General features: G+C 61.9%; 23 protein-coding genes and 1 pseudogene. 12 read left to right on the top strand and 12 right to left on the bottom strand.

From position 1 onward, the window contains the following. The first annotated feature begins 65 nt into the window (after positions 1-65). The 7 genes and pseudogenes from AMS69_RS10060 to AMS69_RS10030 all read left to right on the top strand — a co-directional run bounded on the left by AMS69_RS10060 (position 66) and on the right by AMS69_RS10030 (position 6538). Positions 66-392 carry a hypothetical protein gene (locus AMS69_RS10060; protein WP_155119951.1) on the top strand — a complete coding sequence of 109 codons (327 nt, stop codon included), beginning with the start codon at positions 66-68 and terminating at the stop codon, positions 390-392. Continuing rightward, positions 389-1291 (top strand): hypothetical protein, encoded by a 903-nt coding sequence (locus tag AMS69_RS10055; protein WP_053967956.1) that lies wholly within the window; start codon positions 389-391, stop codon positions 1289-1291. Before AMS69_RS10060 ends, AMS69_RS10055 begins: the two co-directional genes overlap by 4 nt. A gap of 1 nt (position 1292) precedes the next feature. After that, positions 1293-1442: pseudogene (locus AMS69_RS10050) on the top strand (DUF7563 family protein); the annotation flags it as partial. Between the two features lie 245 nt (positions 1443-1687). Continuing rightward, positions 1688-2863, top strand: a complete 1176-nt coding sequence (locus AMS69_RS10045) for a tyrosine-type recombinase/integrase (RefSeq protein ID WP_238378378.1) — start codon at positions 1688-1690, stop codon at positions 2861-2863. Between the two features lie 368 nt (positions 2864-3231). Beyond that, positions 3232-3549 carry a hypothetical protein gene (locus AMS69_RS10040; protein ID WP_155119950.1) on the top strand — a complete coding sequence of 106 codons (318 nt, stop codon included), beginning with the start codon at positions 3232-3234 and terminating at the stop codon, positions 3547-3549. 422 nt (positions 3550-3971) lie between these two features. Further along, entirely contained in the window at positions 3972-5813 is a 1842-nt protein-coding gene (locus AMS69_RS10035; RefSeq protein ID WP_053967953.1) for a hypothetical protein, read from the top strand. A gap of 95 nt (positions 5814-5908) precedes the next feature. Further along, entirely contained in the window at positions 5909-6538 is a 630-nt protein-coding gene (locus AMS69_RS10030; RefSeq protein ID WP_053967952.1) for a HEPN domain-containing protein, read from the top strand. Positions 6539-6624: 86 nt separating this feature from the next. On the opposite strand, the gene AMS69_RS10025 is transcribed toward AMS69_RS10030, so the two are convergent. After that, a complete protein-coding gene (locus AMS69_RS10025; RefSeq protein ID WP_053967951.1) occupies positions 6625-6837 on the bottom strand; it encodes a hypothetical protein in 213 nt (70 codons plus the stop codon). A gap of 486 nt (positions 6838-7323) precedes the next feature. Between AMS69_RS10025 and AMS69_RS10020 the strand changes: the two genes are divergently transcribed. After that, on the top strand, positions 7324-8400 hold the full coding sequence (locus AMS69_RS10020) for a tyrosine-type recombinase/integrase (protein WP_053967950.1): 1077 nt from the start codon (positions 7324-7326) through the stop codon (positions 8398-8400). Positions 8401-8554: 154 nt separating this feature from the next. Here the strand turns inward: AMS69_RS10020 and AMS69_RS10015 are convergent, their stop codons facing one another. Together AMS69_RS10015 and AMS69_RS10010 are read right to left on the bottom strand one after the other, a co-directional pair. Continuing rightward, positions 8555-8836: a hypothetical protein gene (locus tag AMS69_RS10015; protein WP_053967949.1), complete on the bottom strand. Its 282-nt coding sequence runs from the start codon at positions 8834-8836 to the stop codon at positions 8555-8557. A 60-nt stretch (positions 8837-8896) separates the two neighbouring features. Further along, positions 8897-9175: an ArsR/SmtB family transcription factor gene (locus AMS69_RS10010; protein ID WP_053967948.1), complete on the bottom strand. Its 279-nt coding sequence runs from the start codon at positions 9173-9175 to the stop codon at positions 8897-8899. Between the two features lie 334 nt (positions 9176-9509). Here AMS69_RS10010 and AMS69_RS10005 point away from each other — a divergent pair, with 334 nt between their 5' ends. Together AMS69_RS10005 and AMS69_RS10000 are read left to right on the top strand one after the other, a co-directional pair. Continuing rightward, the gene (locus AMS69_RS10005; RefSeq protein WP_053967947.1) at positions 9510-10976 is read left to right on the top strand and encodes a DUF4397 domain-containing protein; all 1467 of its coding nucleotides are present in this window, start codon (positions 9510-9512) and stop codon (positions 10974-10976) included. Between the two features lie 108 nt (positions 10977-11084). After that, the gene (locus AMS69_RS10000; protein ID WP_053967946.1) at positions 11085-12335 is read left to right on the top strand and encodes a mandelate racemase/muconate lactonizing enzyme family protein; all 1251 of its coding nucleotides are present in this window, start codon (positions 11085-11087) and stop codon (positions 12333-12335) included. 79 nt (positions 12336-12414) lie between these two features. Here AMS69_RS10000 and AMS69_RS09995 read toward each other — a convergent pair whose 3' ends face one another. The 8 genes from AMS69_RS09995 to AMS69_RS09960 form a co-directional block, all read right to left on the bottom strand. After that, the gene (locus tag AMS69_RS09995; RefSeq protein WP_053968345.1) at positions 12415-14286 is read right to left on the bottom strand and encodes a PAS domain S-box protein; all 1872 of its coding nucleotides are present in this window, start codon (positions 14284-14286) and stop codon (positions 12415-12417) included. Positions 14287-14340: 54 nt separating this feature from the next. Beyond that, on the bottom strand, positions 14341-15963 hold the full coding sequence (locus AMS69_RS09990; RefSeq protein WP_053967945.1) for an AMP-binding protein: 1623 nt from the start codon (positions 15961-15963) through the stop codon (positions 14341-14343). Then, positions 15956-16810 carry an alpha/beta fold hydrolase gene (locus AMS69_RS09985; protein WP_080508822.1) on the bottom strand — a complete coding sequence of 285 codons (855 nt, stop codon included), beginning with the start codon at positions 16808-16810 and terminating at the stop codon, positions 15956-15958. The genes AMS69_RS09990 and AMS69_RS09985 overlap by 8 nt, the downstream gene beginning before the upstream one ends. 148 nt (positions 16811-16958) lie before the next feature. Further along, positions 16959-18122: a branched-chain amino acid ABC transporter permease gene (locus tag AMS69_RS09980; RefSeq protein ID WP_080508831.1), complete on the bottom strand. Its 1164-nt coding sequence runs from the start codon at positions 18120-18122 to the stop codon at positions 16959-16961. Between the two features lie 136 nt (positions 18123-18258). After that, on the bottom strand, positions 18259-19248 hold the full coding sequence (locus AMS69_RS09975; RefSeq protein WP_053967943.1) for a branched-chain amino acid ABC transporter permease: 990 nt from the start codon (positions 19246-19248) through the stop codon (positions 18259-18261). Further along, on the bottom strand, positions 19245-19943 hold the full coding sequence (locus AMS69_RS09970; RefSeq protein WP_053967942.1) for an ABC transporter ATP-binding protein: 699 nt from the start codon (positions 19941-19943) through the stop codon (positions 19245-19247). The genes AMS69_RS09975 and AMS69_RS09970 overlap by 4 nt, the downstream gene beginning before the upstream one ends. Beyond that, entirely contained in the window at positions 19940-20749 is an 810-nt protein-coding gene (locus tag AMS69_RS09965; protein WP_053967941.1) for an ABC transporter ATP-binding protein, read from the bottom strand. The genes AMS69_RS09970 and AMS69_RS09965 overlap by 4 nt, the downstream gene beginning before the upstream one ends. 2 nt (positions 20750-20751) lie before the next feature. Beyond that, a complete protein-coding gene (locus AMS69_RS09960; protein ID WP_053967940.1) occupies positions 20752-22164 on the bottom strand; it encodes an ABC transporter substrate-binding protein in 1413 nt (470 codons plus the stop codon). Between the two features lie 243 nt (positions 22165-22407). Between AMS69_RS09960 and AMS69_RS09955 the strand changes: the two genes are divergently transcribed. Further along, positions 22408-23106 carry a cupin domain-containing protein gene (locus tag AMS69_RS09955; protein WP_053967939.1) on the top strand — a complete coding sequence of 233 codons (699 nt, stop codon included), beginning with the start codon at positions 22408-22410 and terminating at the stop codon, positions 23104-23106. Between the two features lie 264 nt (positions 23107-23370). On the opposite strand, the gene AMS69_RS09950 is transcribed toward AMS69_RS09955, so the two are convergent. Further along, entirely contained in the window at positions 23371-24075 is a 705-nt protein-coding gene (locus AMS69_RS09950; protein WP_053967938.1) for a helix-turn-helix domain-containing protein, read from the bottom strand. 153 nt (positions 24076-24228) lie between these two features. On the opposite strand from AMS69_RS09950, the gene ppc reads away from it, so the two are divergent. Beyond that, positions 24229-26925 carry a phosphoenolpyruvate carboxylase gene (gene ppc / locus AMS69_RS09945; RefSeq protein ID WP_053967937.1) on the top strand — a complete coding sequence of 899 codons (2697 nt, stop codon included), beginning with the start codon at positions 24229-24231 and terminating at the stop codon, positions 26923-26925. The last annotated feature ends 11 nt before the right edge of the window (positions 26926-26936 follow it).

Below are 26936 nucleotides of genomic sequence, written 5' to 3'. Positions count from 1 at the left end.
GAATTGTCCAAATTGTCCATAAATCTAGACATACTGTACAATCATTACCCCAAAGACTAATGGATATGGGAAATCATTTGGACATTACAGTCGACGCGACGCTCCATCAGGGTTGTAGCACTCTGGAAAACGGAGTGCGACGCCGTGTCACCAGCACGGGCGTCGCGTCGGTTGGCCAACCAACCGTGATAAACACATCACACGGGGGCGACAAAAGCCTCCCGCACGATTCAGGCGGTTATGAACAGGCTACCAACTGGAAAGTAAATATTACCTGTCCGTTCTGTGGCACCCCCGTCGATGGGCTGGCCGCGGACGACCGGACGACCATCGACCCCTGCGGCCACAGCGCGGCCGCGCTGCCGACTGACCGCGTTCTGGAGCAAGCATGAGTGACACCTCCGACAGCGACGAGCGTACCGAGAGCATTGGACCGTACGACATCGAAGACATCGGCGTCCCGAAGGGCGACGGTGAGTCCTGGCGGGCGGTGGTCGCCCGGCTTCGCAGCCGCGACGACAACCGCTGGCACTACTGTGTCTGTGGCGCGCGGTATCGAAACCGTGGGCCGGCGCTTCGATGCTGTTCGGACCGCTTCGCGAAGATTGTCACCGACGGTGGCACGCCGACGGCCGCCGAGACCGAGCACTATGCTGACGGCTCGTTTGTCACCTGCCCCGACTGTGGCGGTGACTTGGAGTACCAGAACCGAGAGCTTGCGCTCTGTCCCGACTGCGATGCCGAGTTCAGCCACTACTACGCGGACGACGGGACGAATCAACTGTTCCGAGCGCCGGATATGGACCGGGTGGTAACCGTCTACGATCCGGCGGATGACCAGCGCGACGACAGCGAGGAGCTGGTCACTGACGGCGGGCAAGATCAAACGCCACTTGATCGGCTCTTCGTCGAGGATACCGATGACCGCCCCGACGAGATCGTCTTGGAGAATCTGACGATGCTGGACGCCGACAAGTTCGTCGCTCGGCTGGAGTCGCTGGCCGAGGCTGCCGAGACAGTCTCTAAGCTGACTGCAGACCTCGAACGGCTCCGACAGACTGGACTTTCGGACGACGACGCACGGGATCTCATTTACCGACGCAACTCGGGCGTGGCGAAGCGAGATATCGAGGCGCTGTTCGATGCCGTGGACCAGCTGAAGGACGGCCGGACGAAGCGCGACCCAGCCGAGCGGCTGTTGGCGGAGGTGTCCGGGCTCTCGCTCTCGGAAACAGCAGAACTGATGGATGAACTCGACCGTTTGCGGCGTCGCTACGGGAGTGACGACTGAGATGCCGACGTGCCAAGGATGCGGAGAGACAGTGACCGAGCAGTACGCGCGGGTGTTCACGCCCGACGGCGTCGACCAGCCCCGCGTCTGCCCGTTCTGCGAGGATCGGGTCCGCGACGGCGCGGAGGTCCGAGAGGCGCGGTCGCATCGTGGTGGCGATGGCTCGGATTCGGTGCGGTACGATCCGGAGAAGGCCTGACAGCGGACAGTAGCGACTCGGCGGTTCAGACTCACTGGTGGAACTCGGGTTCGATTCCCGAGGGGTCTCTCGACAGCGAGCGCGTGTTCAGATTGGTACCCTGGCCGCGCTCGCTGTCACCATACAAGACCCATGAAGGCCCTCACAGAGCACGTAGTTGGTTGTTTCGACCGTCGAGTAGCGGAAGGTGTCGGTGCGTGAGCGACGAACCCGACGCCGACGAGCTGCTGGACGAACTTCGCGATATGGTCGGCGCTTCAGACGATCTCGAATCGGTCGAGCCCCGCGAGGCGTTTGACCTTTGGATGCAGCAGCAGGAGATGGCCGATTCAACGGCCCAGTCGTATCGTTATCGCGTTCAGCCGTTCTTGGAGTACTGCGATGAGGCTGGTATCGATGACCTGAGTGATCTAACGACGCGCGATATAAAGGAGTTCGAAGCCTGTCGTTGGAATTCGGACCTGCAGCGGAACACACTGAATAACCAGTTCGGGACGCTCCGGCTGTGGTTTGAGTACTGCCGGGATCTGAACGCGGTGTCGGAAGATGTGTTTCGGGCGTGGGAGGTACCAGACCTCTCCAAGGAAGACCGGGTAAACACGGCGAAACTCATCACCGACCGCGCTCAGGGGATTTTAGACGAACTGGATCAGTTCAGATACGCCTCGCGGGAGCATGTTCTGATGCTCTTGCTGTGGCGGACGACCGCCCGAATCGGCACGCTCCGGTCACTGGATCTGTGTGATGTTTATCTCGATGATGGGGACAGGCAACGCCTGCGTGCAGAACTCGAAGGCGAGGGCTTCGCTCCTCATGTTGTCGAGAGCATCCTCGACGAGGCGTCGCTACCTTTTTTGTATCCCCGGCATCGCTCGGAGTCTGAAACGCCGCTGAAGAACAAGACTGGTGGTGAGCGTGTCATCAATATCGCCGATTGGGTGGCTGATGTTGTCCGCGGGTATCTCCGTGTCAACCGTTCGGATATTGTGGATGAGTACGGCCGTGAGCCGTTGTTCAGTTCGAAGAAGGGGTCGGGCAGACTGTCGAAGTCCGCGATGCGGAATTGGGTGTATGTCCTGACCCAGCCGTGTGAGTTTGGCGGTCGGTGCCCTCATGACCGAGACCCGGAGGAGTGTGAGGCTCGCGAGCATGGTCAGGGGTCGAAGTGTCCGAGCTCGCGGAGCCCACATAAGATTCGCACTGGTGCGATCACGCATCATCGTGATCAGGGCTGGCCGACTCCAGATCTTGCCCAGAAGGCAAACACGAGCGAGGAGTTGATTGAGGGCGTCTACGACCAGCCAGAACAGCTTATTCGCGGTGCTTCACGGCGCGAACATCTGGATAAGCTCGACAATTCAGATAGTAGTTAAAATTATGATAGGTAAAGTGAGTATAACGGGTAGAAAGACATGGAAATCGCCCGACAGCGCGGCATTGTGCTCGGCGGTCCCACTCAAGCTTTTACCAGATGCCGACACCTGTACGCTTAGGTGTGCGAGCGGTCAACTTCCTTCCCGTATCCGGCTGAAATTTAGTCGTTCTTTAAATACCGCCGAGAAACATAAGAATTCTGTCAAGAAGCTACGGCTTCTGATCGAAATTCGGCGTCGTCAGCAGTGGCCGTATCCACCCTGTGCGTTCGTCCCTGCAAGCCGACTCGTCGAGGATGGCGCGACTGATGCAGAGGTGCGCCGTGCAGTCCAAGAGGTCGACGACGAACTCGCGCGAGGTGGTTCCGATGAGTGACGCTGAGCGCCACGTAGATCCCGCTGAGGAAAGCGACGAGAGCGAGATACCGAACTCTGGTCCAAGTCCAGCAAGACGTGGCTCAACTCCTGAGAACCTGCCAGAGGAACACAGGCCGGACCTCCCACACGTCGCGGATGGCGAGAGTACCGACTGGTCGCAGTACACGGCCTATCGGTGCTGCATCTGCCAAGACAACTGCATCAACAAGATCGACTCGGACTACGCCCGGGCGAGAGAGTGTCGCCACTGCTACGCAGTTCCGACACTCGACCGACACAGCGTCGACGATCCGGCGCTTGATCGGTAACTCCTCTGTCCGACGATGTGCCGAGGAGAGGACAGGGGAGTACCCGCCGTAGGTAGCCGACCCACCGTCCGACCAACCCAGTGTGTCGGCGGCTCGACCCCACAGGTTCGCGTTCCGGGAGAGGAAACCCCCCTTGCGGGGGTTGACTCGACCTCTCAGCCGCGCGTCTCTGCCAGCCCCCACAGCCCACCGAAAGCGAGGGCGCGGGAGAGCTGGCACGCCCGGCAGCGCAGCGGAGCGAGCAGCCCGGACCGGGCCGCGAGCGCCAATCGCGGCCCGCACCTGCTCGACCAGCCGGAAGCGACCCTTCACGGGTCGACCCGGAAGCCTGAGCGTTTCCCCCGAACCCGGCGGGTGAGGGGAATCGTTACCGCGTTCATCTGTCCGACCAATGCTGTTCCTGCCTGCGCGGGGTCCCACGCATGACGAGCCGCGTGGAGCCGCCGGGACACCTGGGCGGCCTCGACCTCGCTGATAGATGTAACACTCCCGTCTTAGCGGACCTTCTGGAAGAGCGTGATCTCCTCGGCCACGGCCAGTTGCTCGACGGAACACTGACCGAACGCGACGAAGACCGCGTACGCATTGCGAAGTTCGTTGCGGCGCATCCGGAGGGTACGCCGCTGTCGCACGTCGTTTCGTACGCAGTGAAGGGAGTGTCACCTGAGACGTGCGAGCGCGTCGACGGTTCGGATCCGGACTACCAGTTTGCATACCGCTTCGTCGACGACCTTGTAGCCGATGACGACCCGTACGTGCGGAAATCTCGGTCGTCAGGCGTTCTTTTCGTGACCCCGACACTGCGGCTTCTTGACTTGATTACAGAAGGCATTACTCAAACAACCCAGACAGAGGGCCTGACGTATGATCGTGAGTTCCTGCGTAATTACCTCTCTCGTGTCGATTCTGTGGGTGATGACCTGCGGGAGCTACTGAAAGACGGTTTTACATCCTACCTGAACCGCATCAAGGATTACAAACTGCTGTTCGATGTCCACTTCGTCGACCGGCGCGGCGGCGAATCCACACAGCGGATGACGAAGGACTACAAGACCCGATTCAACGACCAAGGCCGCGTCTCCAAGCAGTTTGCCCGGTTCAATGACGCGCTGGAATACGGTTACGAGAACGCTGAGAACGCTGTGCTGGTGACGTTGACGACCGACCCGAAGCGCCAAGATTCGCTGCTCGACGGGATAGATTCGATAAACGAGAATTTCAACCGGCTGTTGTCGTATTTCGACTCGGACCCGTCGACGAAAGCCGATACCCGCAACCCGAGTGTTCCCGGTTGGAGGCACGACCTCGACGACGACGTGACTGGGCGACCGCGTGACCGACCGGACTACATCAAGGCGCTGGAGTTCACCGAGAAAGGATACCCGCACCTGCATGTGCTGTTTTTCGACGTTCCGACCCGCCAGCAAGACGGATTGCCGTGGCTGTGCGACAAGCCGGAAGTAGCCGAGAAATGGGCCGACTACGGCCAAGGCGAGATCGTCGACGTGTACCCGCTGACGTACCGCGACGACCTCGACGAGCTGGAACCAGAGTTCCAGAGCGACGAGGGCTTCGTCGACTGGTACAGGTTCGGCGACCACGATCACGGCGAAGAGTGGGTTCGAGAACGGACCCGTTCGCACGAGTTGATCGAGTTCGGCGACGACGGCCATGAAATGGAGTCAACCGCTGGCGCGTATCTCGGAAAGTACCTGAGTGCGACGTTCGGCTCGCTGCTCGACGCGACGGAATCCTTCGAGCAGGGCGACGACGACCGAGAGACGTACGCAGACAAAGCGGCCACTTGGAAGCTCGCACTGTACTGGGCGACGAACCGCCGGTTCTGGTCTTGCTCTCAGTCGATTACGGAAGGAATCGACCCGAACGACCACCTGCAGGACCCGGACGTTCGTGAAGCTGTGCGCTGGTGTTCGCTCGACTCAGTGCAAGCCGCGAGCGAGAGCGAGATACGCGACGACCTCGCGCGTCGGCAGTGGGACGACCTCGACGATCTCGACGCCGCCGTAGAGCGGGCGAGTTCCGACGTGGAACAGCCGCAGGTGCGTTCAACGTTGCCTGAAGAGGCTACGTTCAGGTGTATCGTGGATTACATCGGCGCGTATGCGTACTGGGATCTTCCCAGGGAAGAGCTGGGCAATGGCCACGACGACCTCGAAACCGTAGAGGACTACACTGACGACTGTGATGATATGCCCGTAGTTGATCGAGAGAAAGACCCACCAATCGTCGATGTTTGGTCTTAGTGTGTTGAATTACGTATTGGTTAAAAGATGTCCTTATCAGAGCCTCTGCTGGATCTAAAGATACTTTAATATGTAATCTATTATATCATAAAAGTATGAATCCTACAGAAAATGAACGTCAGTACGCTGAAGAGCAGATTACGGAAGCTAATAGACGATTAGAGTCAATTTACGAACGTGTAGCAAGATCTGGACTTAAGTTCAAGGCACAGTACGAATTCGGTGAAGATGAAGAAAACGTTTCGGAAGTTATGGTTCAAGCATCGAGCGGGCTAGATGACGAAGAAATCATAGAGGCATTAGCAGGTGAAGATACACCTAAAGAGGATATTGAATGGATTCGAGATATTGATGAGGAGTTGATTGGCACTCACATACAGAATGTAATCATTGACTGTCAGCTCTGCATAGAATTAGCTGTTAAAGCGATGTTCAAGTTAGCTGAAAAGGATCATCCCTTTTCACATGGTCTTTCTTTTGACGATGGACGTACCCAGGGGTTCTATTCCGAGATTCCTGAAGATTTCCCACGTAAAGATGATATACCAAGAGTCATATTCATAACACAATTCTGGGCAGAATTCTATGAATTAGCTAAATATGGGGCACCGCAACTCGATGTGCGTCCAGAAATGGTATTTAATACTGATGATGCATCTCGTGCTGTAAATGACGCGAAATTCTGTATCGAAATTGCTCAAGAATTGCTTGATTTTGTAAACTAAGGACTATTTTGTTAAAATATCAGGAGCGACCGTCAAACGAGTCCCCGACGTGCTGACGGCGACCGAGTCCCCGATGGGAGAGCGTACTATTCGTCGTTGACCCACCAGACCCAGCTACGACCGGCTTGCTTGCCGTTGATGCGGCCCTCTTCGTGGAGTTCTTTGAGTCGCCGTATCGTGGCCTTGTCTTTGATCGGCAGCTGCTCCGAGACCTCGATAGTCGATAAAACGTGTTCGGACGTATCGCGTAGGACCCTGACGATCTCCTCGTCAGTTACGTCTGGTTTCCGTCCAGCCATTACCACATTCAATCGAGTGTTTTGCTTATAAAATCCCACCAGAACCGTTGTACGTATACCCCTTCTTACATCTTTGGAAACTATTAATAGAGGTCAGTATGATTATTCGCTACGGAGGTCACCCGGACTGCTGGAACAGTTCGGAAAACGCGGACCCGGTGCTGGAACACCGGCCCGCTGTGGCTTCCGTGACCTACCCACGGAAGCATGTTAGCAGACACAACCGCGAGGATTAAACCCCTCGCTCGACCCCGCCGGAGGTTGTCCGGCAGTCGTGTTAGTTTCTCAAGAGTGGATTCAGAAAGCCGGATAAACGCAGTAATCAGTGGGCCTAGCCCCACGGTTCCACTTTCACCCAACCGAGACGGTCCGGTTTATACGTGCAATCAGCAGTCTGGAGTGGATGACTGCCCCGTCAAATTTGAAATCGGATTCGCTCGTCCGCCCTCGAAACAGAACCGGATGCCCCGTCCGAGAGGGACACCGATGAGTGACGATCTCCAACCGCTTGCCCCCCGGCAAGCACTGGAGATGTGGATAGACCGGCAGAAAGCCGAGAAAGCCGACGAGACGGTCCAGAGCTACTACTACCGCGTTCGGCAGTTCGTCGACTGGCTCGACGAAGAGGGCATCGACAACCTGAACGACCTGACCGGGCGCGACGTGTTCCGGTACGACTCCGACCGGCGTGCTGACGGGCTAACGAAGAACGCCCTGAACACGCAACTCGGGACGATCAAACTGTTTCTGGACTTCTGCGTCGACGTAGAAGCAGTCCCGCCGGTACTGCCCGCGAAAGTCGACGTGCCGACCCTCTCGAAGGCAGAACGAGCGAACGAGGAGAAACTGACGGCGAACCGTGCCGAGAGGATTCTGCACAAACTGGAACAGTTCGACTACGCCAGCCGCGACCACATGCTGTTCGCGCTGGCGTGGCATACTGGTGCTCGACTCGGTGCGCTTCGTGCGCTCGACCTGGACGACTGCTACCTGACCGACGACGATCTCGACCGACTGGCCCACCGGGACGGACTCTCCGACGAGGAACTCGGACAGTTCGACGTTCCGTTCGTCTACTTCTGCCACCGGCCTGAGACGGATACGCCGCTGAAGAATCAGGAGGATGGTGAGCGACCGGTCGGCCTGTCGGAAGAGATCGGGCAGCTGCTCGAAGACTACATCGAGGTGACGCGCGTCGAGGTCGAGGACGAACACGGGCGCAAGCCGCTGTTCTCCAGCAAGCGCGGGACCGGTCGGATGTCGAAGGGTGCGATTCGTTCGCGGTTCAATATCATCACCCAGCCGTGCCGTTTCGAGACGTGTCCACACGACCGCGATACGGACACCTGCGAGGCGCTGGAACACGGCTACGAATCGCGTTGCCCGTCGGCCCGATCTCCACACCGGATTCGGACTGGCTCGATCACGCATCACCGTGACGAAGGTTGGCCCCCGGAGGTGCTGGCCGAGCGTGTGAACGCGACCCCGGAGGTCATTCGCACGCACTACGACCAGCCGGACCTGCTGAAGCGGATGGAATCGCGCCGTAGCTACATCGACTAACCGCAGTTCACAGAGTACCCATGAGTCACAACCACGGCAACCCACGGATGAACGATTCTAGAGACGAACCGCGGCACTCGGCGGTCCCACTTTTCACGAAGCGAAACAGGCCATAGAGTCGTTCAAACAGGCAATCGATGAAAGCTGCCACGCGTCACTTCCATGTGAAGTACGTCAGCACGCCGATACCAATCGTTTCGAGCATCTGGAGCACCATCATCACCTGAACGGCAACCGCGGGCATCGCCGGAGCGGTGAAATAGAAGTACAGGGCAACGGCGTTTTCCGCCAGTAGGAACGACGCGAACACGATTGAGCCAAGCGTCAGCGGGGCATGGATTTCCCGGTACGTCTGCACCCAGATGCTGATGAGGATGCCCAGCAACAGGATGTTGACTGCGGCGGCGATACGAGCCCCGTTCAGTACGAGACTCATGCTCTGGGCTCCTGTCGTTGGCCAGTCTCCAACTGTCGGCGATGTGGTGTCGTGCTCATGTCAATCGTCCACCTGTGTGAGGATTTGTTCGACCGTGTCCCAGTGGGTTCTCGCGCGCTCGCTGGGGAGATAGATAACGCCGTAGTCGGCATCGCTGCTGGTGATGACTCCGTTGTCTTCGAGGATATCGAGATGGTACCGGACTGTGTTGTATGCGAGGTCAAGGTCATCAGCGAGCTGGTTGGCGTTTCGCGGCTGGTCGGCTAGCGCGCGAAGTACGCGGGCACGGTTGGGTCCTCCGCGGGTACCTGCAAGCGTTTGCCAGAGGACCGTCTCCATTCTGGTTCCATTTCCGGACGGGGTGGCAAGAATCCACCGACATGGGGAACGACCGACCGAACACGCCCGGAGATTGCGTCCCACGACCGAGTGGGAGGTATTGAGGGTGCAAAACACCTCGGTTTAGCCCGGGTCTGAGAATCGCCGCCGCACCCAGCGCGAGAAACCTGTTGTCCATGTTGCAAACGTCCGGGAATGTTCGATAAAACAGTTTCGGGGAACTCGATTAAACGGTAGGTTAGAACTCTCTAGCCGGATTTGAGAGAGAATTGAGAGAGAGTCACGCCCGAGTCACGAAATGTACTATTTAGCTGACAATCCCAGCAGATGATGGATGTCATCAGACACGACCCGACGACGGATTTTGCTCGGTATCGGAACCGGTGTGACAGTCGGCATCGCTGGCTGTAGCGGCGACGGTGACGGCGGTGCCGAAGGGCCCGACACCGAGACGGAAGGCGGCATGGACACGCCAATGGAGGCCGAAACAGAGACTCAGACCGAAGCGGAAACCGATCCGGGGACCGCGGCGGTCCGAGTGGCGCACATGTCGCCGAACGCCCCGAATGTGGATGTCTACGTCGAGGGCGATGTAGTTCTCGAAGACGTTCCCTTCGGTGCGGTGAGTCAGTACCTCGACGTGCCCGCGGGAGAGCGGGCAGTCGAGATAACCGCCGCTGGCGATCCGGATACGTCGGTGTTTTCGGGGCCGGTTCCGGTGGATGCGGACACGGAGTACACTATCGCCGCAGTCGGTGAAATCGGCGACAACGCTGACCAGGCGTTCGAACCGCTCGTGCTGGAAGACGACAACAGCGACCCCGGCGGTGACACCGCACGTGTCCGTCTGGTCCACGCCTCGCCGGACGCGCCGGCCGTCGACGTGACCCTCGCGTCGAACGGGGACGCGCTGTACGACGGTGTCGAGTACGGCGGCTCCGGCTACGTCGAAGTGCCTTCGGGCGACTACACGCTACAGGTACGTGGTGACACGGAGAGCAACGACGGCGACGTCGCCGCGGAGTTCGACGTGAGCCTGTCCGGTGGCGAAGTGTACACAGCCTTCGCGGCGGGCTATCTCACGCCGGACGACGACCCGGCGGACACGCCCTTCGATCTGCTCGTGACACAGGACACTGGTGACAGCGCTACGCAGACTGAAACCGAGTCCGAGCCAGCGAGCGTCCGGGTGGCACACATGTCGCCGAACGCCCCGAACGTAGATGTGTACGTCGACGGGTCGGCAGTACTCGAAGACGTGCCCTTCGGCGCTGTCAGCGACTATCTTGAGGTCCCCGCTGGCGCGCGAACGGTCGAGATCACTGCTGCTGGCGACCCGGACACGTCGGTGTTTGAGGGTGACGTGACCGTCGAGGGCGGGCAGGCGTACACCGTCGCTGCGGCCGGCGAAATCGGCGGCGATACCGGTGACCCCTTCCAGCCGCTCGTGCTCGCCGACAACACTACCGCGCCCGGCGACGGGACAGCCCGCCTCCGACTGGTCCACCTCTCGCCCGATGCCCCACAAGTCGACGTGACCCTCGCGTCGAACGGGGACGTGCTGTTCGATGCTGCCGACTTCCGGGAATTCGACAGCGTCGAGGTGCCAGCGGGTGAGTATACGATACAGGTCCGCGGAGCGACACCTGATAACGATGGGGACGTGGTCGCGGAGTACGATCTTAACCTGGCTGGCGAAACGGGGTACACCGCCTTTGCGGCGGGCTATCTCACGCCGGACGACGAACCGGCCGACACACCCTTTGACCTGATTGTCGCACAGGACACCGGCGGAATGTAGCGGCCCGCCGGACGCCGTGGGCTCCCCACAGGTATCGGACACAGTCGATTATGTCGGACCGAGACCGATTTCCTCTACACTTTTGTGACGCCACTAGCAAGCGGGGGTATGGGAAAGGCAAACGACGTAGACTACGCTGACCTGCACGACCCGAACGCAGAGTACACGATGCGGGAGCTCTCTGCGGAGACAATGGGTGTCACCGCCAAGCGCGGTGGTGGCCGCGACGTGGAGATCACCGACGTTCAGACGACGATGGTCGACGGGAACTTCCCGTGGACGCTCGTTCGAATCTACACTGACGCAGGCATCGTCGGCACGGGCGAGGCCTACTGGGGCGCCGGCGTCCCGGAACTCATCGAGCGGATGAAGCCGTTTGTCGTCGGCGAGAACCCGCTGGACATCGACCGCCTCTACGAGCATCTCATCCAGAAGATGAGCGGCGAGGGGAGCGTCGAGGGTGTCACTGTGACAGCCATCGCGGGTATCGAGGTCGCACTACATGACCTCGCGGGCAAGATTCTCGAAGTGCCGGCCTACCAGCTCCTGGGTGGCAAATACCGCGACGAGATGCGCGTGTATTGCGACTGTCACACCGAAGAGGAGGCCGACCCCGAGGCCTGCGCCGACGAGGCGCGCCGCGTCGTCGACGAACTGGGCTACGACGCCCTCAAGTTCGACCTCGACGTGCCAAGCGGCTTGGAGAAAGACCGCGCGAACCGACACCTTCGCCCGGGTGAAATCCGGCACAAAGCCGAGATCGTCGAGAAAGTCACCGAAGAGGTCAAAGACGAGGCTGACGTGGCCTTCGACTGTCACTGGACGTTCTCGGGTAGCTCCGGGAAACGTCTCGCAGAGGCTATCGAGGAGTACGATGTCTGGTGGCTGGAAGACCCCGTTCCGCCGGAGAACCTCGAAGTGCAGGAGGAAGTCACCAAGTCCACGACCACGCCGATCACCGTCGGCGAGAACCGCTATCGCGTCACTGAGGAGCGGCGGCTGATCGAGAACCAGGCTGTCGACATGATCGCGCCGGACATGCCGAAGGTCGGTGGCATGCGCGAGACGCGGAAGGTCGCCGACGTGGCGAACCAGTACTACATCCCGGTGGCGATGCACAACGTCTCCTCGCCGATTGCGACGATGGCGAGCGCCCACGTCGGGGCCGCGGTCCCGAACTCGCTGGCTGTCGAGTACCACTCCTACGAACTCGGCTGGTGGGAGGATCTGGTCGAGGAGACCGTCATCGAGGACGGCTATATCGAGATTCCGGAAGAGCCGGGGCTCGGACTCACACTCGACCTCGACGCTGTCGAGGAGCATGTCGTTGCTGGCGATACCGTCTTCGACGAGGCGTAAGGTTCGGCTCCATCGTTGGTGTTGACTGGGGCGGCACCGGGTGACGCGGTGTCACCAGACAGGACGTACGGCGGCACAGTTACGCCGTCTCGAACTCGACGCCGGTGATCTCGAAGCGAGCGCCGCCGGCGTCGCTTTCTGCAGCTGTTATCGACCAACCGTGGGTCTTGACGATTTCCTCGACGATTTGGAGGCCGAACCCGGGACCCGAAGCCAGTGAGTAGCCGCCCTCGAACACAGTGTCGCGCTCGTCGGCCGGAATTCCGACGCCGTCGTCCGCGACGTAGAACCCGCCGTCCAGTTCGCCGATAGTTATCGTCAGGCTGGCGGCTGCTCCCTCCGACTGTGATACCGAGGCCGTCGCACACTGCCCGGCGGCGTCACCCTGTCTCTGGGCAGGTGGCGTCTGTCCATGTTCCACGCTGTTACGGAGCAGGTTCTCGAACAGTTGCCGGAGCCGGCCGGGGTCCGCGCGGACCACAGCCGAGGTCCGTAGCTCCAGCGTTGCGTCGTCGGTCTCGACGGTTTGCCAGCACTGCTCGACGACTGTCTGGAGCGGCACCGGCTCGCTGTCGAGTGCGGCCTCGCCGTTCCGGGCCAGTGTCAGGAGGTCCTCGATGAGCTGTCCGATGCGGTCGTGGGCTCGCTCGACCGCGTCGAGGTGCTCGCTGTCGTGTGCCACCTGTGCGAGCTCTAGCTGGCCCCGGGCAACGTCAAGCGGGTTCCGGAGGTCGTGGCTGACGACGCTGGCAAACTCGTCGAGGCGCTCGTTTTGCCGTTCAAGAGCCTGTTGCCTGCTTTCGCGGGGAGCGGTAGTCCGTCCGATACCGGCCACGCCGACCGCCGAGCCGTCAGCAGCTGTTATTCGGCCACCGGTGAATTCGTACGGGACTGCTGTTCCGTCGGCAGTCAGCAGGTCTGCTTCGAACGATGTCTCACCGGTGGCAAGAGCCGTCTCGATACATTGTCGAACGACCTCACGATCGGATGGGGCGAAGAGCTCTGCCAGCGCCATCGACGTGAGGTCAGCGTCCCCGTCTCCAGTGGCCGCCGCCAGTGCGTCATTCCAGCGGACGAGATCACCGTTCTCGTCGAGTGCATAGAACAGATCCGGCACTGCATCGACCGGTGCATCGGGGCTATCCAGTTCCGCGGCGCGTTCGGACTCGCGTCGCTTCCGCTCGGTGATGTCACGCGACGCGCCGACGATTCTGGCGACCGTGCCATCCTCGACAATGGGTTGGGCCGTGGCCCGTACCCAGCGCTGTTCGCCATCCGGCCGGGTGATGCGGAATTCGAGGTCGGCGGATTCGCCGGCTGAGACGCGCTGCATCGCCTGCATAACACTGTCCTGATCTGCGGGATGAACCGCCGTCATGAACTCCGCGGGATTGGCCTGCAAGGACTCGACGGAGCGGCCGTAGATGGTTTCGTATGCCGAATTGACGAACTGTATCTCGGTCCAGTCCCCGGAAAACACCCATAGCAGTTCCGACGACTGTTCTGCCAGCTCTGTGAGTTGCTGTCTGGTCCGGCTGGCGAGTTCCGTCGACTGGTGATGTTCAGCCAGCAGCCGAATCCGATTGGCGAGGAGGTCACGACGCACAGCAGCTGTGTCTCTGCTGAAAACGTCGGTGACGCCGTTCGAGAGTACGTCGCTGGCGACGGGTTCAGACTCGGTCAGCAACAGCACCGGGACACTGCTGTCCCGCTCGCGGACCGCGTCAGCGAACGCACAGCCGGACCGGTCTGGGAGGTCGTCCGCGACGACGATGCCATCGATAGCAGTGCCTTCGAGACGTTCGAGCGCACTGTCTGCCCGGTCGGTCGTAGTCAGCGTAAGCGAGTCCGGACGTCGACTCTCCGGAAAATCGACAGGCTCGTCGAGTAGCGGCGTGTCGTCTACCTGCAATACGTGCATCGAATCTGCGGTCGCATATGTGTCAGGCATCTTGTGTAAATAGAACTGCATCCCCCCTCTTGAAGATACACCTGCATTGCTGGATTATGTCCCGAATCGATCCGAGATTGCACCTCGGTCGATCTTGTCCGGACCGCTGGTCGGCATTGCCTCGATGAACGCAATCTCGCGGGGGTGTTTGTATCGGGCTAGTCGGTCGTCAAGGAACGCCCGGAGGCCATCGAGCGTCAGCGGCCGGTCGTCGGCCCCGCCCGTCCTGCTATCGGCCGCAGGTTCGATAACGGCCTTCCCGACCTGTCCCCACCTGTCGTCGGAGACCGGAATCACGACGACTTCACCGACTGATGGATGGTCGGCGATAGCGTCCTCGACTTCTGCGGGATAGACGTTCTCGCCGCCGCTGACGAACATATGCTTGGTGCGACCTTCGATGTAGTAGTAGCCGTCCGCGTCGACACGGGCGAGGTCGCCGGTCGACACCCAGCCGTCGCCGAACGTCTCGGCGGTGGCATCGGGGTTGTCGAGGTAGCCCGTCGCGGCGTGGGGCGAGCGCAACTGGAGTTCGCCGACGGTGCCGGGGTCGACTGGCTCTCGTTGGTTGGTATGATTGTCGCCATCGCCCGCATCGTCAGGCGCGACCACCCTGGCGTCGACGTGCATCGCCGGCTTGCCGACGGAATCGGCCTTCTCGCGGGGCCAGCCCTCGGGCATCGCGAAGTTGTTCGGGCCGCATTCAGTGAGGCCGTACCCCTGCGAGAGGTCGACACCGCGGTCCCACCACGTCTCCATCACGCTCCTGCGGCAGGGGCCGCCGCCGGACTTGGCGAAGCGGAGCGTCGAGAGGTCCGTCGCTTCCCAGCCGTCGTGGTCTGTCATCATTCGTAGCACAGCGGGGACGGCGACCAGCACCGTCCCGCCCTCCGCGTCGATGATCTCCAGTACGTCGCCGGGGTCGAACTCGCGGGCAATGACGACTGTCCCACCGATGTGCCACAGCGGGACGGTGAGGACGTTCCAGCCGCCGGTGTGGAACATCGGGAACACCATCGGCGTCACGTCGTCCTCACGCAGTCCCCAGGCCGTGATCGTGTTCAGGGAGTTCCAGACGATGCCGCGGTGGGTGATCTCCGTCTCCTTTGGCGTCCCAGTCGACCCGCCGGTGTGCAGGAGGAGGTGCGTGTCGCCGGGGGCCGGCGTCGCCGTCTCGACGGGCGTGTCGTCCTCGGGGAGGGCCGAAGCGTAGGGCGTACTGTCGAGCGTGGCGGCTGAGGACGCGCCGTCGGTGGCGGTTTCGAGATGGATGAGTTTGGGGGCCGCCGTGTTTGCTTTCTCCAGCGCCGTCGAGACAGTCTCGGCGAAAGGAGCCTCGAAAACGATGATTGCCGGGTCAACGCGGTCAAGGAGTTCGGCGAGTTCGGGGGGCGCGAGCCGGTGGGACAGCGGTGCCAGCCGGCTCCCGGTCTTGCCGGTGGCGAAGAACAGGTCGACGACGGCGGAGCGGTTCCGCGAGACGACGGCGACGGTATCGTCGTCGCCGACGCCGTACCGCCGGAGAAAGCGAGCGGCCCGGTTCGCTCGCCGGTCCAGTTCGGCGTAGGTGAACCGCTCGCCGGTCGTCGCGTCGACCAGTCCCTCGCGGTCCGGCGTGAGTGCGGCCCGACGCTCGCTCCAGGCACCGACCCACTCCTGTGGAGCGCTCTCAGACATCGTCGATGAACTCCCGGATCTGTGTGTTGACGCGCTCGTACTCCTCGATGAACAGCAGATGCGGGCCGCCGTGGACGGTGACGAAGTCGGCGTGTGGTAGCCCGCGGGCCAGCAGTTCCCCGTTCTCGTAAGGAACCACTTCGTCGGCGGTCCCGTGGATGACGAGGGCCGGAACTGTGATCTCGCTGAGGCGGTCCGACGCGTCAAACGCCTGGACCGCCGCACCTTGCCATTCCAGCGCCCGGTCGCTGGCGTCGCTGTCGATGCGCCAGTCGATGATGCGTTCGATGAGGTCCTCGTGGGTATCCATGAACGACTCCGAGAGCGCGGGCTGCATCTTGTACCGCCGGAGTTCCCGTTTGTCGAGGTCCTCAGGCACATCGAACATCCGCCGCTGTGTCTCCTTGGGGACCGGCTCGGCGTCGGGACCGCCCGGCGAGGTACACATGAGCGTCAGTGACTCGGCGCGGTCGTACTCCAGCGCGTACTGCTGGGCGATCATCCCGCCCATACTGGCCCCGACGATGTGGGCCTGCTCGACGCCGGCGTCGTCGAGGACGGCCTCTAGGTCTCCCGCCATCTGACTCATCGTGTACGGCCCCTCGGGTTCGTCGGAGTCCCCGGTGCCGCGGTTGTCCCACACGATGGTCTCGTACGCCTCGACGAGCGCCTCCTGTTGCCACAGCCACATCCAGCGGCCGTAGCCGATACCCTCGACGAAGACGACGGTTTCGGCGTCGGGCGGCCCCTCGCGTTCGTAGGCGATATCGACGCCGTCGTTGGTCGCGTATTGCATACTGACTCGTTCTGGTTGGATATCCTTCAAGTGGTCCGGTTCCGTACTCATTGATCTACTGGCTCCGTCTTCGGTCGGTTGCGGGGCGTGTCGTCCCGCTGGCGATACGTCTCTGTGAGATAGCTAGGCGGTGCGGGGCCGGCCCACGCCCAAGTCGTCGTACGGTCTGGCGGCTCAGTGGTCGTTTTTACGGGTTTCGTCATTCCGAATCACCCCAGAGCTTTGCAGGCAACGCCTCGGCGAACGTCCCGCCGAGACGCGTCCGGAGCGTCCCGAGCAGGCCGTCGGGGACGTAGAGGACGAACAGCACGAACACGAGGCCGACGTAGAGGCTCGCGTGGCCGTTCAACAGCAGGTCGATGAGACCGCCGATGGTCGTCTCGCCGAGCAGCGTGGCATCCAGCGTCTCCTGGCCCAGCAGCGCGCGGAGATAGGGCAACAGGCCGCCGCCCTGCCCGGCCTTCGAGAGGAACTCTCTCACCGTTTCGTCGAACAGGTGGCCATACAGCGACCCGGCGAGCGTGCCAAAGCCGCCGATGATACTCGCCAGCAGCGCGTCGCCGGTCACCAGGAAGTAAAATGAGTTCTCCGGGCTGGCCGAGCGCTTGAAGCCGGCGAACAAGCCGCCAGCGACAGCGGCGAAGAACCCGCTGATGGCGAAGGCTCCGAGCTTGTACAGATACGTGTTGTAGCCGATGGCGATAGCGCGCTCCTCGTTTTCTCGGATGGCGATCATCACGCGGCCGAAGGGAGAGTGGATGATACGCTGCATCGCGAAGTAGCAGGCCAGGACGACGAGGCCGATCATGTAGTAGGACACTTCTGTCCCGGACAGCGTCGACCCAAGGAGGGCGATCTCGTCACCGGTGAGGACGCCGATAGACAGCGAGAGCTGGTCGATGCCGGGAATCCCGATCTGGAACCCCTCGGCGTGGCTTGGCCCGACCGCGGGGCCATCCCGGGGGTTGGTCGCCACATAGTCCCAGCCGCGGACAAACACGTAGAACACCTGCGCGAAGCCGAGCGTGATCATCGCGAAGTAGACGCCCGAGAGCCGGAACGAAACGAGGCCGACAAGTATCGCCAGCACAATGGCGATGAGACCGCCGACCAGCAACGACAGCATGAACGGCGTCCCGGGACCAAGCAGCGGCATCTTCCCGTTGGCGATGAGGATGACCGCGTACGCGCCGGTGCCGTAGAACACCGCGTGGCCGAACGACAGGTAGCCGGTGTAGCCGCTGATGAAGTCAAACGAAATGGCAAAGAGACCGAAGTACAACACGCCGACCATCGTCTCCACCGTCGGCAGGAGCATCTGCGTCTCGGCGCTGACCGGTGAGTTCAACAGCGTGTGATACACCGGCGGGTACAGCGCCAGCAGGGCAATGACGAGGATGTGAGCAGTGTGGTCTCGCACGTAGTCGCGGGGCCATTCCGTTTCCACAGTCGTCGCCGGTGGCTCGGACGACGCCTCGGCGTCGGCCTCGGTTTCGGTGCTAATGGCCCCCCACCTCCTCGACGCCGAACAGGCCCTGCGGGCGGACGATAAGCGTCACCACGAGGACCAGAAACAGCACGAGTTCCGGCAGGCCGGTGAACTGGATGGCGTTCTGGAACCACCAGGTCGTCACCGCGTCGGCCATCCCCACCACGAGGGCGGCGGCGACGGTGCCCCGGAACGTCCCGAGGCCGCCGACGATGACGACGATGAACGCCGGCAACAGCGTCTCGGCCGCGAGCGGGACGCTCGCGCCCCACGTCGGGTCCCACATCAGGAGCGTGCCGGCCACGCCGGCCAGCCCGATACCGAGCGCAAAGACGACGGTGAACACCTGGCGCACGTCGATGCCGAGCGCCGACGCCATCTCCGCGTCTTCGCTCCCGGCCCGGATGTACAGGCCGTACCGGGTCTTCGTAAGGAACGCCCAGATGCCGACCACCGTGATCATTCCGAGGAGTATCTGGAACAGCGACATCCAGCCGGCGCTGACGGGACCGAGGGCGACCGGTTCCCGGAGGAACTGCGGCTTGGTCGCTAGGGCGGCCTGCCAGTCCGACAGCGGCTGGAGGTCATAGACACCCAGCACGATACGGACGAGCTCCTCAATGACGAGTGTCAAGCCGAACGTCAGCAGGATCTGGTATATCGGCGGCCGGTCGTACAGCGGCCGGATGATAGTCGTCTCGATGGCCCCGCCAAGCACCGTCAACAGCGCGAACACGACGACGATGGCGACGAAGAACAGACCGAGGCGGGTCAGCGGCGCTGTCCCGCCGGTGACCGTGACGACCATCAGGAGGCCGCCGAGATATGCGCCGACCATCGTCAGCGACCCGTGCGCGAAGTTCAGCACGCCCATGAGGCCGAAGATGAGTGTGAGGCCGCTTGCTATCATGACGTACAGCGCCGACTTGGCGAGGCCATTGACGATGACGCCGCCGAGTTCGCCGAGCGTCAGAAACTCCGCGAGGGCTTCGACGATCATGCCGACAGATACCTCCTGAACCGTTCGTCGTCGGCCGTCACCGCTGCCGTCTCGCCGTCATCGACGACACGGCCTTTGTCGAGGATGTAGAACCGGTCGGCCAGGTCAAGCGCTAAGGGGAGGTTCTGTTCGACCAGCAGCATCGTCACGTCCTCGCTCGCGTTCGACAGCGCCTCGGCCACGTCGGCGACGATTTGGGGGGCCAGCCCCTCGCTCGGCTCGTCGACCAGCAGGAGGTCGTTGTCGCCGACCAGCCCGCGGGCGATGGCGAGCATCTGCTGTTGCCCGCCCGACAGGGTGCCGGCGTCCTGACCCCGCCGCTCTTCGAGGATAGGGAACGACTCGAAGGCCAGCCGGAGGCCGTCACCCACGTCGTCGGGGTCAGGAATCGCCGCCCGGAGGTTTTCCTCGACCGTGAGCTGGCTGAACATCCGACGGTCCTCCGGAATCCATCCCAGTCCGCGCTCGGCGACTTCGTGTGTCTCCAGGCCGACCAGCGACTCGTCGCGGAAGGTAATCGACCCCTCGCGGGGCGGGGTCAGTTGCAGAATCGTCCGGAGTGTGGTGGTCTTGCCCACGCCGTTGCGGCCGGCGAGCGCGACCACTTCCCCCGCCTCGACGGAGAGGTCGACGCCTTCGAGGATGTGGCTGTCGCCGTAGTAGGTGTGGACGCCGTTCAGTTCGAGCAGGCTCACGCCGTCCCCTCCCCCGCGTCCGTATCGGACCCGGTCGTCGTGCCGTCGTCCAGACTGCCCGGCTCGTAGCCGCCGAGGTACGCCGACTGTACGTCGGGGTTAGCCCGCACCTCTGCTGGTGGCCCGTCTGCGATGACCGCCCCCTGGTGCAGGACGACAACGCGGTCGGAGACGCCCATCACGATGTCCATGTTGTGCTCGACCAGCAGGACCGGGTAGTCCTCCGCCACCGCTTCGATGAGGTCCCGGATTTCGTCGACACTCTCCGAAGAGACGCCGGCGTTTGGCTCGTCGAGCAGGAGTACGGCGGGGTCGCCGGCCAGCGCGATGGCGACTTCGAGCTTGCGCTTTGCGCCGTGGCTCAGCGTGCTTGCGAGGTCCTCGGCCCGATGGGCGAGCCCGACCCGGTCAAGCAGCTCGTGGGCACGCTCGGTGAACTCGTCGTAGTGGTCGACGTTTCGCCAGAACGTCGTGGCGGCGTCACTGTGGGCCTGTTCAGCGACCCGGACGTTCTCCAAGACCGTGCTGTTGGGGAAGACGTTCGTCACCTGATAGGAGCGGTGGAGACCCTTGCTGGCCGTCTCGTGGGGCGACGCGTCGGTGATATCCTCCCACTGTCCGTCACGTCGGAGTTCGACCGTCCCCTCGGTGGGCGAGAGGGTCCCGGTCAGCAGATTGAAGAACGTCGTCTTGCCGGCCCCGTTCGGGCCGATGAGCGAGCAGAGTTCGGTGTCGAGTTCGAAGTCGACGCTGTCGACGGCAGTGAGTCCCCCGAACTCTCTTGTCAGTCCCTGTGTTCTGAGCATACCTACAGTGAACAGCCCATCTGGTCGCTGTCCTTCGGGATGGTCGTCTCGTCGGCGCTGATGCGGGCCAGCGGTTCGCCGGGCATGATGGCCGCGCCCCAGTTGTCGGCCCACTCGTCGGTCGTCGGAATCGGGTTGGCGACGGTCATCGCCGACCGCGCCTGGTTGTTGTACGACTGGAAACTGTAGCCGTTCTCGCCTTTCGGCGTGTCGGTGACGGTCATCCCCTTCAGGGCATCGGCGATGTCCGCACCCTCGGTCGATCCGCTCTCCTGGATGGCCTGGTGAATCGCCGACGCGCCCGTGAACGTCCCCGCCGAGAACAGGTCCGGAACAACGCCGTAAGCAGTGGTGTACCGCTCGACGAACGCGTCGTTGATCGGATTGTCATACTGGTTCCAGTGGTAGCGGGTCGTGAACGGTCCCAGCCGTGAATTCCGTATCTTCTCCTCGGTCAGCGGTTCGCCGAGTACGCTTTGCATCGTCCCGCCGACGACGCTGTTGGTGATTCGGGTGGCGAAGCCGCCAAACACCCGATAGGAATACTCACCCGAGAGGAAGGCGTTGAACATCGCCGGGAGGGTGGCGACGGTGAACCCGCCGACGACACCCTCGGCCCCGGCTTCCTCGGCGTTGTCTAGCAGGCCGTCCCACTCGGCGTAGCCCTGTTCGACGAAGCGCTCACCGACGATGTCGACGCCCTCGGCTTCGAGCACGTCCCGGTAGTTGTTGACGACTGCGCGGCCGAAGCTGTAGTCCGCGCCGAACAGGTAGACGCTCGACACGTCCGTCTCTCTGGCGACGTACTTCCCGCCCGAGCGGGCGTCCATCGCGGTGTTCTCGCTGGCCCGGTAGACGAGGTCGCTACAGGTATCCGAATTCGATGTGATGTCGGCCGACGCCGCCGGGCCGAGCATGATGGGGACCTGGGCCTGATTGACGACCGTCGTGACGACCCGGCTGGCCGCCGCCGAGGACGTACAGCCCGCGAGCAGGTCCACACTCTCGTTCTCGACGAGGTTCGTCGCCGCTGTCTGGGCCGTGTCCGCCGAGAACTCCGTGTCCCGTACCAGCAGCCGGTACTCCGTGTCCCCGGCGGTGACCGTTATCTCGCCGCTCCCGGCGTCTGTCGGCGGCTCCGTCCCGCCCTTGTACGCCAGTCCGGAGAGGAACCCCCACAGCGCCTGGTCGCCGTAGTATTTCAGGTCCCCAGCCCGGGGCTGAAGGACCCCGATGGTAACTGTCTGTGCCGAGCCACTGCCGCCCGATTCGCCGTTCGTGCCGCTGTCCGTCGTCCCGCCGTCCGAATCGTCCTGTTCAGTCATGGATGAGTCGTCACTGACACAGCCGCTGAGTCCGACAACACCGGCACCGAGCGCGCCGAGAACGCGCCTCCGTGTAGCCGTATTCTGCATAACAGATAATCGTAGACTCGCCGGCCACATAGTGTGCTGAGTTAACATATTAACGCGGTGGAGATCAACGGTGATGGCACGCAGTCCTCCGAACAATGCTACAGATCTGGGTACTGCAGCGGCGTTCTCGTGTGAAATATTGTAATATTGTAACCGAGAATACCTGCGTCCGCTCGCGTGCGAAGGGAGCAGAACAGCGACTCTTTTCACCAGCCATATGTGTGATAAATTAAAAATAAGGCTATGCCCTCTCAGATTACAGGCCGACCACTTGACGACGCCGGAGCGCCGACCACGGGGCCGGCGCTCGAAATTGACCCGGAAGGGCGTGCTATGGAACTGTTTTCGGAGTCCCCCCATGCACTCGCATCAAGTCCGGGCATGGGAATGTGGTCGACAATACTGCGGTACCCGGAATCAGGCGCGAACCGCACTCCCGCCATGCTTGTCTGGCTTGGTCCAGAGGCCACGACACTGCCGGCGCACGTACATACGAGCAGTACAGAGACGTTTCAGTCGGTCGAAGGTGAACTGACTGTTGTCGTTGATGATTGTCCCAAGCGCCTCGCTACCGGAGAGGAACTCACGGTCGACCCGGGAGACCCACACTACTTTAGAAACGATACTGACGATTTTGTTGCCTTCCAGGTGGAAGTCCCGTGGAAGAAGACAATCGACACGCAGTACATGGTTGCAGGACTCGATCACGAGGGATATCTCGGAGCTGATGACGAATACGGCGAACCCGATTTCGTTCAGGGACTGTTGCTGGCCGAGTACGTCAAAGCCGGGACACGGATTACCATTGCGCCACAGATCGTTCAGCAGTTACTCTGGGCTTCTATCGGCCGAGTCGCACGCCTGACTGGTCGTAGGGCGATGGACGAACGGTACTTACGCGACCAGTTCTGGGAATCGAATGTCGAGCAACCAGATATTTGACGGGTCTCTGATACACCGCGAGCGGCCCCCTCTCTCGCTAGCGCAGTGCGGACGGTCTTTCGCCTGAACTGACCGGTTCGTACATTGGCCGATACTGTCGGTACTATCTCGTGGGGGTGTACGCGTCTTACCGACGCCGCCGCTCACCGCTGAAAGTGCGTCAAAGCCTACACAGATGCCAGCTGAGGAGGATGTGACAGTTACCTGCTCCGCCCAGTTACCACTCCAAGCGGAGACGCGACCGGGCCGCCATCCACGTCGGACTCAGTCCTCGATCTCGTCCAACGCTTCGACGACGCGCTGGATCAGCTTGCGCTCACCGCGCCGGAGGTTCTTCGAGACGGCGGGTTTGGACACGCCGAAGTCTTCGGCCAGCGACCCCAGCGTGGCGTCCCGTGGGGACTCGAAGTACCCCTCGGAGACGGCGGTTTCCAGCGTCTCGCGTTCGGTGTCAGAGAGGTCACGACAGCCGTCCACAAGTGTCATCGCCGCGCCGGCGTTCTGCACAAGGTCCTGTAGCTGCGGGAGCGTCGTCGACGTGCGCTCGATCACGTCGTACTCGTTGTCGCGGTCGAGTTCTGAGAGCGTCGTGTCGGCGTCCCGGCCGCGGTCGAAGCCGACGTGCCAGGTCTCGCTGCCCGCCTCGATGTGGAATGGCCCGGTGATGTAGCCACCGTTGTCCCTGATGGTCTGCATCGCCGCCGTCTCCTCGATGGTTGTCCTGATGTGGGCGGCGTTGCCCTCGCGGCGCAACAGGGCACAGTCGTTCATGTTCTGGTGAGCCTGCAGGCTGTCAAGCCCCATATCGAGTATCCCCGCGTCCTCGGCTTCAACGACCATCCGCGTCTCCAACTCCCGCGCACGCTGGTCGAAGTCCCAGTGTACCGCTGCAAAGGCGACATCGTGGTCTGCCGTCGTGTCGATGAAGGGGCAGTCGTACTGCTCCATGTCCAGAGCGATATCTATCATTGGCAGTCCACTGTCTCGTGTGTAATTCGTGTGATACGGTAAAGAACCCCACGATTAATAATAGCTATTTTCTGCAAACGGGTTCTTCACGAACGTCTATCCCTGATACACCGTTTCAATAGTGTTTTAGGGCTCGGTTCTGGATGAAGTGGTATGACTTTGCACGCCAGAGAGATAAACCAGGACGTACGGGAGCTGGGTGCGCTCCTGGGCGAAGTGCTGGAGGCACAGACCTCGACCGAGGCGTTTGAAACGGTGGAAACGATCCGGAACTCGTGTATCGACTACCGACGCGGGGACGCCGAGACGCGGGACGAGGTCCACCGGGCACTGAACCGACTGAACCCGGAGACGCAGGATATTGTCGCCCGAGCGTTTACCACCTATTTCGAACTTATCAATCTCGCTGAGGAGCGCGAGCGGGTCCGCGAAATTCGAGAAGGTAGTCAGGAAGGCGTGCTGGCAGACAGCGTCGAGGAAGCCGTCCGGGACCTGGCCGAACGCGGCGCGGACCCGGCGGAGTTCGAACAGGTCCTCGAAGACGTACTCATTCAGCCGACGTTCACGGCCCATCCGACCGAGGCCCGCCGGAAGACGGTGAAGGCGAAACTCCGGTCAGTGGCCCGTGACATCGAACGACTCGACGAGCGGCGACTCACCGAACGCGAACAGAAGCGTATCGAGCGGAATCTCGACGCCGAAGTGACGAGCCTCTGGCAGACCCCGCAGGTCCGGGACCGCCGGCCGGAGGTCACCGACGAGGCGCTGAACGTCCAGTGGTATCTCGAGAACGTCCTGTTCGACGTCATCGACGAAGTGTACGACGAACTCGAACACACGCTCGAAGACGTGTACGACGAAGACATCGATATCGACACCCTCTACGAGTTCCGCTCGTGGGCCGGCTCCGACCGTGACGGCAACCCGTTTGTCACCACCGAGGTGACCGAGGAGACCCTAGAGCGTCAGCGCGAGACCGTCCTGCCGCTGTATCGCAATAAGCTCAAGGAACTCTCCGGCGTGCTCAGCCAAGACGCCTCGAACATCGCGACCGACGCGCTGTTCAACGAGCGGCTGGACCGTCACAAGTCTCGGCTCCCCGGTATCGCCGCGGAGGCTGAGGAACGCTATCCAGACGAACCCTACCGCCAGAAGCTCCGGCTGATGCGCGAATCCGTCATCCGGGTCAGCGACGTTCGTCAGGGCGGCTACGAGAACGAGGAGGAACTGCTGACCGACCTCCGCGTCATCGCTGACAGCCTCCGGGAGAACGACGCCGAGGTCATCGCCGAGGCCCACGTCGACCCGCTGATCCGCAAAGTCGAGACGTTCGGCTTCACACTCGCTAGCCTCGACCTGCGCGACCACCGGAAGATGCACACCGACGCCATCGCCGAGGCTGTCGACCGGCAAGGCATCGATTACGCGGCGATGGACGAGGACGAGCGCGTCGAGTTCCTGACCGAGGCCATCCTGCAGGATAACACTGTTATCGATATGGAGGACACTGAGGGCCTCTCAGAGGACGCGACGCGAGTCCTCGACCGGTTCCGCGCGACCGCCGACTGGCAAAACGAGTTCGGTATCGACGCTATCGACACCTACGCTATTTCGTGGTGTGAGGAGCCCAGCCACGCCCTGGAAGTGCTGTTCCTCGCTGATCAAGTCGATATCGTCGACCTGCCCGGCTACTGTGGGTTCGACGTGGTGCCGCTGCTGGAATCGGAGTACGCGCTCTCCGGCGCCCGCCGCATCATGGGCACGCTGTTCGAGAACGAGGCCTACTCTCAGGCACTGGAGGCCCGGGACAATATTCAGGAGATCATGCTGGGCTACTCCGACTCGAACAAGGAGAACGGCTTCCTCGCCGCCAACTGGTCGCTGTACAACAATCAGAAGCGACTGGCAGACATTACCGATGATTATGACGTGGAGATGCGCCTGTTCCACGGCCGCGGCGGCTCCATCTCCCGCGGTGGCGGCCCGATGAACGACGCCATGCTGGCCCTGCCAAACGAGACGGTGACCGGCCAGATCAAGTTTACCGAGCAGGGCGAGGCCATCGCCGAGAAGTACGCCAACCACGACATCGCCGAGCGAAACCTCGAACAGATGCTCAACGCCCAGATTCGGGCGCGGCAAAACGCTATCGAGGAGCCTGTCGAGGAGATCCCCGACGAGTGGGAGGACGCGATGGAGACGGCGGCCGACGCCGCCCGCGAGGAATACCAGGACCTGCTTGAGACCGACGGCTTCGTCGAGTTCTTCGAGCAGGCGACGCCGATTACCGTCATCGAGAACCTCAACATGGGCTCGCGGCCGGCTTCCCGAAGCGAGGACCGCAGCGTCGAGGACCTCCGGGCCATCCCGTGGGTGTTCTCCTGGACGCAGGCCCGCTGTATCATCCCCGGCTGGTACTCCATCTCGACCGGACTGGACGCCTACCTCGAAAACGGCGGCGATATGGAAACGCTACAGGAGATGTACGAGAACTGGCCGTTCTTCCGGACGAAACTCGACAACGCGTCGCTGGCACTCGCCCGTACCGACCTCGGAATAGCCGAGGAGTACGCCGACCTCGCCGACCCCGAACTCCGCGAGCGCATCTACCCGCGTCTCGTCGAGGAGTACGAGGACACCGTCGAAAAGGTGCTCGAAATCACCGGGCAGGACGGCCTGCTTTCGCGGGACTGGCTCAAGGAGAACCTCGAGCGCCGGAACCCGTACGTCGACCCGCTGAACCTGTTGCAGGTCCGCCTGCTCAAGCAGTCCCACCGGACCGAGACCGAGCGCCGGACCCTGCGGCTAACCGTCCAGGGCATCGCGGCCGGGATGAAAAACACCGGGTAAGCCACTGAGCG

It is taken from the genome of Haloarcula rubripromontorii (genome assembly GCF_001280425.1).
Classification (GTDB): domain Archaea; phylum Halobacteriota; class Halobacteria; order Halobacteriales; family Haloarculaceae; genus Haloarcula; species Haloarcula rubripromontorii.
Note: the sequence above shows the minus strand (reverse complement) of the source record. Positions and strands in the feature narration are given on the sequence as shown.

Excerpts from the sequence above, each read along its gene's own strand:
- AMS69_RS10060 (WP_155119951.1), top strand. The coding sequence starts at position 66 with ATGGGAAATCATTTGGACATTACAGTCGACGCGACGCTCCATCAGGGT.
- AMS69_RS10055 (WP_053967956.1), top strand. The coding sequence starts at position 389 with ATGAGTGACACCTCCGACAGCGACGAGCGTACCGAGAGCATTGGACCG.
- AMS69_RS10040 (WP_155119950.1), top strand. The coding sequence starts at position 3,232 with ATGAGTGACGCTGAGCGCCACGTAGATCCCGCTGAGGAAAGCGACGAG.
- AMS69_RS10035 (WP_053967953.1), top strand. The coding sequence starts at position 3,972 with ATGACGAGCCGCGTGGAGCCGCCGGGACACCTGGGCGGCCTCGACCTC.
- AMS69_RS10030 (WP_053967952.1), top strand. The coding sequence starts at position 5,909 with ATGAATCCTACAGAAAATGAACGTCAGTACGCTGAAGAGCAGATTACG.
- AMS69_RS10025 (WP_053967951.1), bottom strand. The coding sequence starts at position 6,837 with ATGGCTGGACGGAAACCAGACGTAACTGACGAGGAGATCGTCAGGGTC.
- AMS69_RS10020 (WP_053967950.1), top strand. The coding sequence starts at position 7,324 with ATGAGTGACGATCTCCAACCGCTTGCCCCCCGGCAAGCACTGGAGATG.
- AMS69_RS10015 (WP_053967949.1), bottom strand. The coding sequence starts at position 8,836 with ATGAGTCTCGTACTGAACGGGGCTCGTATCGCCGCCGCAGTCAACATC.
- AMS69_RS10010 (WP_053967948.1), bottom strand. The coding sequence starts at position 9,175 with ATGGAGACGGTCCTCTGGCAAACGCTTGCAGGTACCCGCGGAGGACCC.
- AMS69_RS10005 (WP_053967947.1), top strand. The coding sequence starts at position 9,510 with ATGTCATCAGACACGACCCGACGACGGATTTTGCTCGGTATCGGAACC.
- AMS69_RS10000 (WP_053967946.1), top strand. The coding sequence starts at position 11,085 with ATGGGAAAGGCAAACGACGTAGACTACGCTGACCTGCACGACCCGAAC.
- AMS69_RS09995 (WP_053968345.1), bottom strand. The coding sequence starts at position 14,286 with ATGCCTGACACATATGCGACCGCAGATTCGATGCACGTATTGCAGGTA.
- AMS69_RS09990 (WP_053967945.1), bottom strand. The coding sequence starts at position 15,963 with ATGTCTGAGAGCGCTCCACAGGAGTGGGTCGGTGCCTGGAGCGAGCGT.
- AMS69_RS09985 (WP_080508822.1), bottom strand. The coding sequence starts at position 16,810 with ATGAGTACGGAACCGGACCACTTGAAGGATATCCAACCAGAACGAGTC.
- AMS69_RS09975 (WP_053967943.1), bottom strand. The coding sequence starts at position 19,248 with ATGATCGTCGAAGCCCTCGCGGAGTTTCTGACGCTCGGCGAACTCGGC.
- AMS69_RS09965 (WP_053967941.1), bottom strand. The coding sequence starts at position 20,749 with ATGCTCAGAACACAGGGACTGACAAGAGAGTTCGGGGGACTCACTGCC.
- AMS69_RS09960 (WP_053967940.1), bottom strand. The coding sequence starts at position 22,164 with ATGCAGAATACGGCTACACGGAGGCGCGTTCTCGGCGCGCTCGGTGCC.
- AMS69_RS09955 (WP_053967939.1), top strand. The coding sequence starts at position 22,408 with ATGCCCTCTCAGATTACAGGCCGACCACTTGACGACGCCGGAGCGCCG.
- AMS69_RS09950 (WP_053967938.1), bottom strand. The coding sequence starts at position 24,075 with ATGATAGATATCGCTCTGGACATGGAGCAGTACGACTGCCCCTTCATC.
- ppc (WP_053967937.1), top strand. The coding sequence starts at position 24,229 with ATGACTTTGCACGCCAGAGAGATAAACCAGGACGTACGGGAGCTGGGT.